General features: G+C 62.7%; 12 protein-coding genes. 8 read left to right on the forward strand and 4 right to left on the reverse strand.

From position 1 onward, the window contains the following. Positions 1-21: 21 nt before the first annotated feature. Together LD110_RS05205 and LD110_RS05210 are read right to left on the reverse strand one after the other, a co-directional pair. The gene (locus tag LD110_RS05205; protein WP_225496845.1) at positions 22-1,095 is read right to left on the reverse strand and encodes a hemolysin family protein; all 1,074 of its coding nucleotides are present in this window, start codon (positions 1,093-1,095) and stop codon (positions 22-24) included. Continuing rightward, on the reverse strand, positions 1,092-2,534 hold the full coding sequence (locus LD110_RS05210) for a hemolysin family protein (protein ID WP_225496847.1): 1,443 nt from the start codon (positions 2,532-2,534) through the stop codon (positions 1,092-1,094). The genes LD110_RS05205 and LD110_RS05210 overlap by 4 nt, the downstream gene beginning before the upstream one ends. A 525-nt stretch (positions 2,535-3,059) precedes the next feature. On the opposite strand from LD110_RS05210, the gene LD110_RS05215 reads away from it, so the two are divergent. The 5 genes from LD110_RS05215 (at position 3,060) to LD110_RS24020 (ending at position 9,325) form a co-directional block, all read left to right on the forward strand. Then, positions 3,060-6,869: a multifunctional oxoglutarate decarboxylase/oxoglutarate dehydrogenase thiamine pyrophosphate-binding subunit/dihydrolipoyllysine-residue succinyltransferase subunit gene (locus LD110_RS05215; RefSeq protein ID WP_225496849.1), complete on the forward strand. Its 3,810-nt coding sequence runs from the start codon at positions 3,060-3,062 to the stop codon at positions 6,867-6,869. Between the two features lie 132 nt (positions 6,870-7,001). Next, a complete protein-coding gene (locus tag LD110_RS05220) occupies positions 7,002-7,601 on the forward strand; it encodes a GDSL-type esterase/lipase family protein (RefSeq protein WP_225496850.1) in 600 nt (199 codons plus the stop codon). Between the two features lie 97 nt (positions 7,602-7,698). Then, positions 7,699-8,547, forward strand: a complete 849-nt coding sequence (locus LD110_RS05225; RefSeq protein ID WP_225496852.1) for a DUF4097 family beta strand repeat-containing protein — start codon at positions 7,699-7,701, stop codon at positions 8,545-8,547. Continuing rightward, positions 8,547-9,161 carry a PadR family transcriptional regulator gene (locus tag LD110_RS05230; protein WP_225496854.1) on the forward strand — a complete coding sequence of 205 codons (615 nt, stop codon included), beginning with the start codon at positions 8,547-8,549 and terminating at the stop codon, positions 9,159-9,161. Before LD110_RS05225 ends, LD110_RS05230 begins: the two co-directional genes overlap by 1 nt. 89 nt (positions 9,162-9,250) lie before the next feature. Further along, entirely contained in the window at positions 9,251-9,325 is a 75-nt protein-coding gene (locus tag LD110_RS24020; protein ID WP_369299106.1) for a 50S ribosomal protein bL37, read from the forward strand. A 110-nt stretch (positions 9,326-9,435) separates the two neighbouring features. Here LD110_RS24020 and rsrA read toward each other — a convergent pair whose 3' ends face one another. Both rsrA and LD110_RS05240 read right to left on the reverse strand, forming a co-directional pair. Continuing rightward, positions 9,436-9,696: a mycothiol system anti-sigma-R factor gene (gene rsrA, locus LD110_RS05235; protein ID WP_225496856.1), complete on the reverse strand. Its 261-nt coding sequence runs from the start codon at positions 9,694-9,696 to the stop codon at positions 9,436-9,438. After that, positions 9,693-10,535, reverse strand: a complete 843-nt coding sequence (locus LD110_RS05240) for a sigma-70 family RNA polymerase sigma factor (RefSeq protein WP_374200302.1) — start codon at positions 10,533-10,535, stop codon at positions 9,693-9,695. The genes rsrA and LD110_RS05240 overlap by 4 nt, the downstream gene beginning before the upstream one ends. Before the next feature lie 183 nt (positions 10,536-10,718). Here LD110_RS05240 and LD110_RS05245 point away from each other — a divergent pair, with 183 nt between their 5' ends. Genes LD110_RS05245 through LD110_RS05255 form a run of 3 tightly spaced genes read left to right on the forward strand, consistent with a single transcriptional unit; the run spans position 10,719 to position 13,741 of the window. Further along, positions 10,719-11,234, forward strand: coding sequence for a DoxX family protein (locus LD110_RS05245; RefSeq protein ID WP_225496860.1), 516 nt, complete (start codon positions 10,719-10,721; stop codon positions 11,232-11,234). Between the two features lie 6 nt (positions 11,235-11,240). Further along, positions 11,241-12,626 (forward strand): 3-phosphoshikimate 1-carboxyvinyltransferase, encoded by a 1,386-nt coding sequence (aroA, locus tag LD110_RS05250; protein ID WP_225496862.1) that lies wholly within the window; start codon positions 11,241-11,243, stop codon positions 12,624-12,626. Then, positions 12,626-13,741 carry a ribosome small subunit-dependent GTPase A gene (locus LD110_RS05255; protein WP_225496864.1) on the forward strand — a complete coding sequence of 372 codons (1,116 nt, stop codon included), beginning with the start codon at positions 12,626-12,628 and terminating at the stop codon, positions 13,739-13,741. The genes aroA and LD110_RS05255 overlap by 1 nt, the downstream gene beginning before the upstream one ends. The last annotated feature ends 6 nt before the right edge of the window (positions 13,742-13,747 follow it).

Here is a 13,747-nt window from a genome sequence, read left to right on the forward strand (position 1 = left end):
CCCGAAGCACCACTGCAACAGCTAGTTCGTAGATCCGCGCTCGCCCAATCGGCGAATCCCTGTGGCCTGAGTGGCATCCCGAATTTCCCCGATGAGCTGCTCCAGCACGTCCTCGAGGAACAGCACCCCCTGCGTCACGCCGTCGGGACCAACCACCCGGGCGAGGTGCGATCCGGTTCGCTGCATAACGGACAGCGCGTCCTCAATCTCGTCGTCCGGAGCCAGGTTCGCCAAGGACCGGATCCGGCTCTCGGCAATTGGATGGGTGTGGCCTTCGGCGGGGATGGCCAGCACGTCCTTGATGTGCAGGTAACCGGACAGCACGCCGTCCTCGTCAAGCATCGGAAAACGCGAAAAGCCGGTGCGGCGTACCGCCTTCTCGAAGTCAACCGGTGTTGTGGACGAGCGGAGCATCACCAGCTTGTCCAACGGCACCATGATGTGGGCGGCCGTGTGTTCAGAAAACTCCAGGGCTCCGGAGATCAGCCCGGCTTCGTCGTCGACCAGGCCGTGACGGGTTGACTCCTGGACGATCGACTGGACCTCCTCCAGCGTGAACGTCGACGTAACCTCATCCTTGGGTTCAATCCTCATCAGGCGAAGGATGTGGTTGGCCGACCAGTTCAGTGACCAGATCACGGGTTTCACCAACCGGCCTATGAACATTAGCGGCGGGGCCAGCAGCAACGCAGCTTTATCTGCCACGGACACCGAAATGTTCTTGGGCACCATCTCACCGAATGTCACGTGCAGGAACGTCACAAAGGCCAGCGCTGCAATGAAGGCGACAACATCGGCCAGTTCCATGGGCAGTCCAACCACATGCAGCGGCTCAGCCAGCAGGTGGTGGATCGCGGGCTCTGCAACCTGGAGAATCAACAGCGAGCACACGGTGATGCCCAACTGTGCGCAGGCAAGCATCAGGGAGACGCTCTCCATGGCACGCAAGGTGGTTTGCGCCCTCTTGGACCCCTTTTCAGCCAGCGGTTCGATCTGGCTGCGACGCGCCGACATCACCGCAAACTCGGCGCCAACGAAGAAGGCATTCCCCAACAGGAGGAACACGAGCCACACCATTCCGAGCCAGTCGCTCATGCCGCACCTCCCGCAGTAGCCTCACGGCCTGCCCGACGACGGACTGGCGCCTTTCGTTCGGCGGCCGCATCGCGGCCCACATGCCGCTGCTCCCTGCGGTCGCGGCCTTCACTGCTATCGGCTGGGGGTTCAGTGGACTGGCCGGCCTTGGCGGGGCGGAAGCAGATCCGGTCGATCCGCCGACCGTCCATACGGGTAACGGACAGCGTGCCTCCTACGGCTTCCACAACGTCACCGACGGCGGCAATCCGTCCCAGCTGGCTCATGACGAAACCTCCGACGGTCTCGTATGCAGCGTCATCCGGTACCACAAGCCCCGGAATCTGTTCTGAGACTTCGTCAGGCCGCAGGAGGCCGGGGAAATACCAATCACCGGACGCACTCTGCAGCAAACCGGGGCGGACCCTGTCATGCTCGTCCGCCACTTCGCCGACGATCTCTTCGACCAGGTCTTCGAGCGTAGCGATGCCGGCTGTGCCGCCATATTCGTCCAGTACGACAGCCAGCTGGAGGTTCCCTTCGCGGAGCTCGGCGAGGAGGGCATCGAGGTGGATCGTCTCCGGGACACGAAGAACATCCGTCATGATGGCCCCGGCTTCCAGCTTTTCGCGACGCTTGGCCGGGACAGCCACGGCCTTCTTGACATGCACCACGCCCCGGATGTCGTCGGCGGAATCTCCGATCACCGGAAAACGCGAGTAGCCGGTACGGCGGGCAGCGTCGATGATTTCGGACACCGGTTGTTCGGCCTCTATGGTCTCCACCCTGATTCGGGGTGTCATCACGTCGGCAGCCGTCCTGTGGGAGAAGCTCAGCGTCCTGGCCACGAAGTTGGCAGTCCCTGGGTCGAGTGTTCCCATTTCAGCCGAACGCCTCACCAGTGAAGCGAGCTCCGCCGGAGTTCGGGCACCTGAGATCTCTTCCTTGGCTTCAAGGCCAAAAATGTTCAGGACCCTGTTTGAGAACCCATTGAGGACAACAATGGCCGGCTTGAAGACAGTAGTGAAGACAAGCTGCGGCCTGGCAAGGGCGCGACCCAGCGGGAACGCCAAAGCTATGGCCATGTTCTTGGGGACGAGCTCGCCTATCAGCATGGAAAGCAGAGTTGCAAATGCCATCGCTATAACCAAGGATGTCGAGGCGGCTGCGGCTGCAGGGATGCCGACGGCCTCGAGCGGGCCTTCCAACAGGACACCTACGGACGGCTCCATCACGTAACCGGTGAGCAACGTGGTCATTGTGATACCCAACTGGCAGCTGGATAGCTGGGTAGAGAGCGACTTGAGGCATTTGAGCAACGGAACTGCGGCATGATCGCCGTCATTAACGGCGCGCTGCACGGAAGCCTGGTCAAGTGCAACGAGCGAAAACTCGACGGCGACAAAAAACCCGGTGCCGAGAATCAGGAGGAGGCCTGCGGCCAGTAGGAGCCACTCCATCTAGGTCCGGACCCCCGTTCCGAATCCTTGGAGGTTGCCCAACCCGATCGAAACCAGGACTTGGGCTGCGGGGACGTTGCCGATCCCTTGAGGACGGCGACCCGGCGGAGGGTGGTCAGCAGAAGCCGACTCCTTCGCAGTGGAGGCGCCGGTATTAACCGGCGCGTGATGGGCATGTGAACGGGGTTTGCCGGCTCGGTGGACGGACTGTCCGGAGCTGCCGTATCTGCTCCGGAGACAGCGTCCAGGCCGGCACCTAGATTTACTGTCCATAAGGATGCCAGTCTACAGGGAGTTGAATCGCTCGGCAGGAAAGCGAAGTCCATCGAGGCACTCGAAAAACGGTGCCTGCGGATATGTAGGTATAGGCATGATTTGCGTCACCACTATTGGCAGTTAACAGACCATCGTCACTAGACTGGCAAGGGTCTAAGTTCGCGGAACCGGACCCTGGATCATAGTTGTGCCAAGGCAACTTTTTTGATGCCAGCTGGAAATCAAACTCATGGAAGAGGCGTATTTCAAGTGCCAGAGCAGCCCAGCCACCGTCTACCGGAGGAATTTGGCGGAAACGAGTGGCTCGTTGACGAACTGTACGAGCGGTACCAGCAGGACAAGAACTCGGTGGACGCCAAGTGGTGGCCCCTCTTTGAATCCTTCAAGACCGCTGACGGCACTTCTTCCAACGGAACCTCCGCGGCAGTAACCGCAACCAATCCCCCCACTCGTGAAATTCCTGCCGTCTCGCAGGCAGCGGCTGCACCGGCACCGGCGCCGGCGCAGCCCGCAGCCGCCCCGGCAGCCCCCGCCGCTCCTGCGCCTGCAAACGAAGCGCCTGCGGTGGTCAAGAAGGCACCGGCCATTGTCGCCAAAGACGGCGCGCAAAAGCTGGCTCCCGGAGCAGCCCAGCCGATCCCGGCGCAGCTCCCCCGCAATACCAAGGCACCCACGGCACCTGAAGAGGACGTCGTTTCTGTCCTGCGCGGACCTGCCAAGGCCATTGCCGCCAACATGGTCACAAGCCTCGAGGTCCCTACGGCCACCAGCGTTCGTGCAGTCCCCGCCAAGCTGCTCATCGACAACCGCGTGGTCATCAACTCAAACCTCGCCCGGGCTCGCGGCGGCAAGGTCTCCTTCACGCACCTCATCGGCTACGCAGTGGTTCGGGCCCTGTCCCAGTTCCCCTCGATGAACGTCTACTACGACGAGGTGGACGGCAAGCCCGTGGCAGTCCAGCCTGCGCACGTCAACTTCGGCATCGCCATCGACATGCCCAAGCCAGATGGCACGCGACTCCTCATGGTTCCGAACATCAAGAAGGCGGAGACCATGAACTTCGCCGAGTTCTGGCACACCTACGAGGACCTCATCAAGCGTGCCCGCAACGGTAAGCTGACAGCCGACGACCACGCAGGCACCACCGTCTCCCTGACCAACCCCGGCGGCATCGGAACCGTGCATTCAGTGCCGCGCCTCTCCAAGGGCCAGGCGGCAATCATTGGCGTCGGTGCGCTCGAATACCCAGCTGAATGGCAGGGCGCCAGCGAGAAGATCATTGCCCAGAACGCCATCAGCAAGATCCTCACGCTGACGTCCACCTACGACCACCGCGTGATCCAGGGTGCTGGCAGCGGCGAGTTCCTGAAGCTCGTGCACCAGCTGCTGCTTGGCGCACAGAATTTCTACGACGACATCTTCGAGGCACTCCGCATCCCCTACGAGCCGGTGCGTTGGAGCCCGGACATCCAGGTGGATCCGTCGGACCAGATCAACAAAGTCGCCCGTATCCAGCAGCTCATCCACTCCTACCGCGTGCGTGGCCACCTTATGGCGGACACGAATCCGCTGGAGTACGTCCAGCGGAAGCACCCGGACCTGGACGTCCTCACCTACGGCCTCACCCTGTGGGACCTGGACCGCGAATGGCCCACCGGTGGTTTCGGCGGCAAGTCGCAGCTGAAGTTCCGTGACATCCTGGGCGTTCTCCGCGACGCCTACTGCCGCACCACCGGCATCGAATACATGCACATCCAGGAACCGGCCGAGCGCAAGTGGTTCCAGGACCAGCTGGAGCACCCCTACTCCAAGCCCAGCCGCGACGAACAGCTCCGAATCGTTTCCAAGCTCAACGCCGCAGAAGCCTTCGAGACCTTCCTGCAGACCAAGTTCGTAGGGCAGAAGCGCTTCTCGCTGGAGGGCGGCGAGTCCCTCATCCCGTTGCTTGACGCCATTATCTCGGACGCGGCGGACCAGGAACTGGACGAAGTCGCCATCGGCATGGCCCACCGCGGCCGCCTGAACGTTCTCACCAACATCGCCGGCAAGACCTATGCCCAGGTCTTCCGCGAGTTCGAGGGCACGCAGGATCCGCGCTCGGTCCAGGGCTCCGGCGACGTCAAATACCACTTGGGTACCGAAGGCACATTCACCTCGGACAGCGGCAAGGAGACCAAGGTCTACCTCGCAGCGAACCCTTCCCACCTCGAGGCAGTGGACTCGGTCCTCGAAGGCATCGTCCGTGCCAAGCAGGACAGGCTGGACCAGGGCGAATCGTTCCCCGTCCTGCCGATCATGATCCACGGTGACGCCGCCTTCGCCGGCCAGGGTGTTGTAGCGGAAACCCTTAACCTGTCCCAGCTGCGCGGCTACCGCACCGGCGGTACCGTCCACGTCATCGTGAACAACCAGGTAGGTTTCACCACCGCACCGTCGTCGTCACGGTCTTCGACGTACTCCACGGACGTGGCCAAGATGATCCAGGCACCGGTGTTCCACGTAAACGGTGACGACCCTGAAGCCGTCGTCCGCGTGGGCCAGCTTGCGTTCGAGTTCCGCCAGAAGTTCCACAAGGACGTTGTGATCGACATGGTGTGCTACCGCCGCCGTGGCCACAACGAGGGCGACGACCCGTCGATGACCCAGCCGCTGATGTACAACCTCATTGAGGCGAAGCGCTCCGTGCGCAAGCTGTACACAGAGTCGCTGATCGGTCGCGGTGACATCACGGAAGACGAAGCTGAGCAACTGCTCCGCGACTACCAGGAACGCCTGGAGCGCGTCTTCGCGGAAACACACGCTGCCCAGACTTCCCCGATTCCGATCGTGACCGCGGACTCCGCTGCCGTGTCCGGCATCGAGCGTCCCATCGCCCAGCAATCCGACTTCGGCACCAATGCCCCGGCTACTACGGCGATTTCCGTGGACACTTTGACCCGGATCGGCAAGGCACACCTGGATATCCCTGAGGGCTTCGCGGTCCACTCCAAGCTCAAGCAACTCCTCGAGAAGCGCGAGCAGATGTCCCGCGAAGGCGGCATCGACTGGGGCTTCGGTGAAATTGCAGCATTTGGCTCGCTCATCATGGAAGGTGTGCCTGTCCGCCTGGCTGGCCAGGATTCCCGCCGCGGCACTTTCGTCCAGCGACATGCCGTTTTCCACGACCGCGCCAACGGACATGAGTGGATGCCGCTGGGGAACCTCTCCCCGGACCAGGCAAAGCTCTGGATCTACGACTCCCTGCTGTCCGAGTACGCGGCTATGGGCTTCGAATACGGTTACTCGGTGGAGCGCCCGGATGCGCTGGTGCTGTGGGAGGCGCAGTTCGGCGACTTCGTCAACGGTGCCCAGACCATCATCGACGAGTTCATCTCCTCTGCCGAGCAAAAGTGGGGCCAGCGCTCCTCGCTGGTGCTTATGCTGCCGCACGGCTATGAAGGCCAGGGTCCGGACCACTCCTCCGCCCGCATTGAGCGTTTCCTCCAGATGTGTGCCGAGGACAACATGGTGGTGGCCAACCCCACCACGGCTGCTTCGCACTTCCACCTGCTGCGACGCCAGGCCTACAGCCGCCCGCGCAAGCCGCTGATCATCTTCACGCCGAAGCAACTGCTGCGCCTCAAGGCTGCGGCATCCGCCGTCGAGGACTTCACGTCGGGAGGCTTCAGGCCTGTCATCGGCGAACATGAAAGCCTCCCGTCGGAGAGCGTGGACCGCGTCCTGCTGGTTTCCGGCCGTCTGTACTACGACCTCCTGTCCGCACGCCAGAAGGCCGGAGACAAGTCCACCGCAATCGTCCGCGTCGAGCAGCTTTACCCGTTGCCCCAGGCCGAGATCGAAGCGGAACTGGCCAAGTACCCGAATGCTGATGTCATCTGGGCCCAGGACGAGCCTGCAAACCAGGGTCCGTGGCCATTCGTTGGCCTCAACCTGGCGCCGAAGCTCGATCGCCAGATCCGCCTGGTGTCACGCCCGGCGTCGGCTTCCACTGCCGCCGGCTCCATGAAGCGCCATGCGGTCGAGCAGGAAATCCTGATCAAGCAGGCCTTCGCCCGCTAGCAGTCCCGGAATGCCCGGGCGGAGGCGTCATGCACGCCTCCGCCCGGGCGATTCTGTTTAATGGAGTCAGTGTTGCCGCCGCCACAGGCGTGCTGGCCGCTGCGAGATCAACACCGAAGTTACGAGGTCCTTGTGGAAGACAGGAAGCTGCGCATCGCAGCTGTTGGAGACGAACTCTTGGCCGGACTGGGTGATCCGCGGGCGCTGGGCTGGTTGGGACGGGTGCTTGCCCGGACACCCCAGGATGGGATTTCCCTGGAAAGCTACTCGCTTCCCTGCCCCGAGGAAGGCACCGAGGGCCTGGCGACCCGATGGCAGGAGGAAGCCGGGAGGCGCTTCAGCAGCTCCCACGAGAACCGCTTGGTCATCGGCCTCTCCGGACGGGACATCGAGTTCGGGCTTTCGACGGCGCGCAGCCGGCTTAATCTGGCCAACATCCTGGACGGCGCGTCCCAAAGTGGCATCGAAGTATTCGTTGTTGGTCCGCCGCCAACCCTCGACCCGGCCCGGAACCGACGCCTCGCCGAAATAAACACCGCCTTTGCGGACGTCACCACCCGACGCAACCATCATTACGTAGATACTTTTTCACCCCTGCTCAACCATGAGCAGTGGCGAACCGATCTGGCGGCCAATGGTGGAACCCCTGGACAGGCCGGGTACGGCCTGATGGCCTGGCTGGTACTGCATCGCGGTTGGTTCCAATGGCTCAGGATCGCCCAACCAGAATAGTCAATGGCCCGTCCTCCGCGGATGGGCCATTGCTTTTGCACCAAACACGATATATCTTGATTTCACAAACGCGATATATCGTCTCTTTGGAGGGGCCATGTCAGAGCAATCCTGGAGTGTCACAAGCGCGCGGACCATCGACGTCGATGACGTCAATTCACTGAAGCTGGGCATCGTGAGGGGCCGCTTCGACGTGGTGGTGCACGATGAACCATTTGTGCGGATCGAGGTCACGGAAATCTCCGGCGACCCGCTGGCGGTAAACGTGATCAACGGACGCTTGGAGATCCGCCACCAGCTCCACGGCCCACAGGGGTGGTTCCGGAACCTCATGGAAACGGTCAACAACACCAGTCCAAATTCCGTGGTCGTCGGTATCGCCGTTCCGGCGGGAATTGAAATCGAGGCCGGCACTGTCAGTGGTGACGGCCTTGTCTCAGGCGTTTCCGGCAATACGAGGCTCAACACCGTGTCAGGGTCGGTTATGGCAGACGGAACACGCGGGAGACTTCACGTCAACACTGTCAGCGGAGAAGTCATTGCCCGGAACCACAACGGCGTCCTGACCGCCAAAAGCGTCTCCGGAGAAGTCACGGCGTCGGGAACTATCTCCAACGTGCGTGCCAACACTGTGAGCGGCGACATGAGCTTTGACCTGCAGGGCTCTCCGCATGACCTGGCAGCCAACTCGGTGTCCGCAGACATCACTGTCCGGGTTCCGCAGGACGTCAGCGTCAATATCGTGGCGAAATCCGCGGCCGGAACGATTGTGGTTGACGACCGCCTGTTTGCCCAACCCGGGGGCAGGGTTGAGACGCTGAGGGGTTCGGGCGACAAGCTCATGGTGGTTCGCACGAACTCCGTATCGGGGAAAACTGCGGTGGTCCATGCTGGGCCAGCTGCCGATTCGGGCGACCGGCCCGTGCCCGATCAGGCAGGTCGCTAATGCCACCAGTATTCGCCCACGGAGCCCTTCGGCTTTACCTGCTTTCCTTGCTGGAGTCAGGTCCGAAGCACGGCTACGAAATCATCAAGGCCCTTTCCGACCGTTTCGGCGGAACTTATTCCCCCAGCGCCGGCACGATCTACCCACGCCTTGGAAAGCTGGAAGAAGAGGGGTTGGTGGCTACGCGCAGTGAGGGGCGGCGTACAACGTATTCCATCACAACCGCGGGCCGCGCAGAACTCGACAGCCGGCGCAACGAATTGGCCGATGTCGAGGATACGATCTCTGCGTCGGTGCGGAGGCTCGCAGACGACCTTCGGGCGGACATCCGCGCCAACATGAAAGGACTCCGGGCAGACCTTGCAGCGACGGCTGAGGCTGCCCGCGCAAGCGCCTCGACCGCCGCATTCCGCGCCCGGACTGCGGGATACTCCCCTGAGGGGCAGCGGATCCTCAAGGAGGCAGAGATGCTTGTCCAGGCGTTTCGGGACGATGTACGCGTCGAACTGCGAGTACACGCGACCAAGTCCGCCGTGACGCCTGTGACGCTGGAAACCATCCGTACCGTCTTGGAGCAAGCCCGGATTTCCATCAGGAACTCGCTCGGGGCCTGACCTGGACGGCCCCGGTTCGCAGGTTCCCACCCGGATGTGGGAGACTGGAGGGCAGCTCTGACGAGTAATGAATATTAAGGAGGCCGGCTATGAGCAAGCGTGCACGTAAGCGTCGTGACCGTAAGCGCGGCGGCGCAAACCACGGTAAGCGCCCCAACACCTAAGCCAGCGCAACGGCTAGACGCTGAAGGACCCGGAACCACAAGGTTCCGGGTCCTTCAACGTCTCAGCTCGCCAGCTTTTGAGATGACACCGTCTGCGGTTACGGTGACCGTCAGGCCTCCACCGCATTGATCGAGTGGATCTTGTCAAGAATCGAAGTTTTGAGGTTCTCCGGTGCCGCCTCAACGCATGAACGCTTGACCATTGTCCTGATGAGGCACTCAAGGTCGTATTCCACAGTGCACTCTGGGCAGTCGGCGAGGTGGTTCTTAATGTCCTCGATATCCTCAATAGTCAGGGCGCCATCGAGGTACTCGTAGATGCGTTGCATCCGTGTTTCATCGCAATCGCCCAGTCCCTGGCAGTTGCTCATTTCCTGTTCTCCTGGTTGTTGCTGCCAACGGGCTGTTCCGTCCTGGATGCACCGAATCCTCGCTCAGCGGCGTAGTCCGCGAGCAGGTCGCGCAGCATTCTTCTGCCGCGGTGCAGCCGGGACATGACCGTCCCAATCGGCGTATTCATAATGTCCGAGATTTCCTTGTACGCGAAGCCCTCGACGTCGGCGAAGTAAACCGCCAGCCTGAACTCTTCCGGAATGTCCTGCAATGCCCGCTTCACATCTGAATCCGGCAGGTGGTCGAGGGCCTCCGCCTCGGCGGACCGCAGTCCGCTGGAGGTGTGGGACTCGGCTCGCGCCAGCTGCCAGTCTTCGATGGTGTCCGAGTTGGACTGCAGGGGCTCCCGCTGCCGCTTCCGGTACAGGTTGATGTAGGTATTGGTTAGGATCCGGTAGAGCCACGCCTTCAGGTTGGTACCCGGCTTGTACTGGTGGAAGGCGGAGAAAGCCTTGGTGTAGGCCTCCTGGACCAGGTCTTCGGCATCCGACGGGTTCCTGGCCATCCGCATCGCAGCCGAATAGAGCTGGTCGACGTATTGCATCGCATCACGCTCGAAGCGTTGACGGCGCTGTTCCGTCGTCTCAGTGGATAGGTCCACTGAGGCCGTTTCCTCTGTCCCAGTGCCCGACACCGACTCTGCCGCGGCCAGGTCCTCCCGGTCGTGGGAGTCCTCGTCGCCGGCTGCCTCGTACATGGCCGCAATGGCCGGATCAATGCTGCTCATTGCGTTCAAGTCTACTGTCACGGTCCGGGCAGCCGGAGGATCGGCGCTGGGAGCATCCAGCAGCTCCGCGCCGTCTTTCACCAAAGCCACAATCAATTCTCCGCTCGTTCTCCACGTTCAGGGCTGGCACACAAGATTCACTTGGAGTGGGCACATGCGCACCACCCGACCTAGATCACAACGGCACTCGACGGGCAAATATTCCGCAAAGATGCAAGACTAGATCCGACTGCACCCCCGGAACTTTGTGGCTAGCCATTCAGGAGGAAAGACATGTCCGTCGTCCGTTTTCTCGCCCGTCCAATGCTCGCCTCCAGCTTTGTTGTGGCTGGCCTGGATAAGCTCAAGAATGTCGACGACACGGCGACTCAATTGTCGCCGCTGCTCCGGCGGGCCACATCGTCCCTCCCTTTCCCTGCTGACGACAAACTTGTTGCCCGGATCATCGGAGCGGCGCAGATCGGCGCAGGGGCCAGCCTCGCGTTCGGCAAGTTTTCACGATTGGCCGCGACTGTCCTGACGCTGACGTCGGCGCTGAACACCTTCGTCGAGTGGCGTTCGGCCGACATCAGCACCAAGGAAGGCCGTGAAAAGCGCCGCTCGCACCTGCTGAAGAACGTCACGCTGACCGGCGGCGTCCTGCTGGCCGCCGTCGATACCGCGGGAAAGCCCAGCCTCGCATGGCGGGCCGAGCACCTGGCGATGGACGCCAGGAAAGCCACGGGGATGCAGTTGAAGAGAGCAGACAAGGCGGTCCGCAAGGCCGTTGATACCGCAGTTGGAGCATAAGGAAGCATGACAGGATCCATCCCCGCACCTTCGCACGCACAGGCAGGACCCGGCGGCTCTCCTGAGCTTCCTTTGTGGCCCGCGCCCTTCGCCCGACGCCCTGTCGACGCTACGGTAACGGTGCCCGGATCCAAGTCGCTGACCAACCGCTTCCTGGTTCTCGCAGCCCTCGCCGACGGGCCCTCACGCCTTCGGGCGCCACTGCATTCCAGGGATTCGGCGCTGATGATCCAGGCACTGCGCCAGCTTGGGGCAACCATCACAGAGGTTTCGGGCGACGGCGACTACGGCCCCGATCTGCTGGTAACGCCCCTCGACGCGTCTGCCGCGGAGTCTGACACCGCTATCGATTGCGGGCTCGCTGGCACCGTCATGCGATTTGTACCCCCGATCGCGGCCCTGCGAAACGGCACAGCAGTCTTCGACGGCGACCCCCACGCCCGCAAGCGCCCTATGGGCACCATCATCGAGGCAATCAGCGCCCTCGGCGTGGACGTCCGGTCGCCCAAAGGCGGCACGGCGTCGTCATTGCCTTTCGCTGTCCGCGGCAACGGTGCTGTCCGGGGTGGCCACCTGATCATCGACGCCAGCGCCTCGTCCCAGTTCGTCTCCGCTCTTTTGCTGGTCGGTGCCCGTTTCACCGAGGGCCTGCACTTGGAGCATGTCGGCAAGCCTGTGCCAAGCCTCGATCACATCGCCATGACAGTTGCCGTGCTCCGAGGTGTAGGCGTTTCGGTGGACGATTCGGTGCCCAACCATTGGGTAGTGGCGCCGGGCCCTATCCGCGCGTTCGATCAACGGATCGAGCAGGATCTATCAAACGCCGGACCCTTTCTCGCGGCGGCCCTGGCCACCGGTGGCACGGTCCGGATTCCCAACTGGCCCAGCGGCACCACCCAGGTGGGGGATTCGTGGCGCAGCATCCTTGCCACGATGGGCGCCACGGTCACGCTCGACGGCGGCGTACTCACCGTGACAGGTGGCCAGGAAATCATGGGGGCAGAACTCGCCGACACCAGCGAACTCGCTCCGACGGTGGCGGCATTGTGTGCGTTGGCCAGCGGACCCTCTCGACTAACGGGCATCGCCCATCTGCGCGGCCACGAAACGGACAGGCTGGCTGCCTTGGTGGCAGAGATCAACGGCCTCGGTGGTGACGCGGAGGAAACCTCGGACGGACTCATCATCCGCCCGGCACCCCTGCATGGCGGAGTCGTGCACAGCTACGCAGACCACCGCATGGCAACCGCAGGAGCGATCCTCGGCTTGGCGGTGGAAGGCGTGCAGGTGGAGGACATCGCTACCACCTCGAAAACCATGCCTGAATTCCCGCAGATCTGGGCAGCGATGCTGGAACAGCGGTCCAGCGAGGCCGGAGACACCAACAACTGATGGCACGGAGCACGCGTTCCTGGGACGAGTCGGATGTCAGGATCCGCCCCAACAAGAAGGGGACCCGTCCAAGGACCAAGGACCGTCCCAGCCACGACGACGCGGTGATTGGACGCATCGTTACCGTAGACCGGGGACGCTACACCGCCGTCGTCGATGAAGCTACCGAGAATGAGCGAATTGTCATCGCCGCGCGGGCGAGGGAATTGCGCCGCTCCCCCGTTGTCCCCGGCGATTTTGTGGCCTTGGTTGGGGATGTCTCCGGCGCTCCTGACTCCCTGGCCCGCCTGGTCCGGGTAGAGGAACGCAAGACGCTGCTGCGGCGCAGCGCGGATGACACTGATCCGATCGAACGCGTCGTGGTCGCCAATGCGGACCAATTGGTGGTAGTTGTGGCAGCGGCAAACCCGGAGCCACGGACCGGATTTATCGACCGAGCGCTGGTGGCAGCCTACGACGCCGGCATCGAACCGGTCCTGCTTGTGACCAAGGCAGACGTCAAGGACCCGAGCGAATTGCTGTCCAACTACACCAGCCTGGAACTGCCCGTGGTCATCAGCCGCACCGCGGACGCCGCTGCGTCCGGCGTTGATGCACGGTCCGACGGCGGGCTGTCCGCACGGTTGGACAGCGACGCCGTCGGGCGCCTCCGAGGTTTCCTCGATGGGAAGGTGACGGTCCTCCTGGGACATTCGGGGGTCGGAAAGTCCACTATGGTCAACGCCCTCACCGGCGCCGAACGGGCGACTGGAGGAGTCAACGCGGTGACCGGCCGCGGCCGGCACACTTCGTCGTCGGCCCTGGCGCTCAAACTCGACAACGCTCCCGCCGGAAGCTGGATCATCGACACCCCTGGCATCCGGTCCTTTGGTCTGGCGCACGTCGACCCGGACCGGATCCTGCACGCCTTCCCGGACCTGGAGCCAGGTACGGAAGATTGCGACAAAGGGTGCAAGCACGACGCCAATGCAGTGGGTTGCGGTCTGGACCCATGGGTCACCGAGGGCCACGCAGGAGAAGCCGGACCCGCCCGATTGGCATCACTCCGCCGGTTGCTGGGCGCCGACCCGCGCCAGGAAGCCAAAGAGGCCAAGGAACTCGGCAACGTCACCTAGTCGCTG

The organism is Arthrobacter sp. M4 (genome assembly GCF_020251205.1).
Classification (GTDB): domain Bacteria; phylum Actinomycetota; class Actinomycetes; order Actinomycetales; family Micrococcaceae; genus Arthrobacter.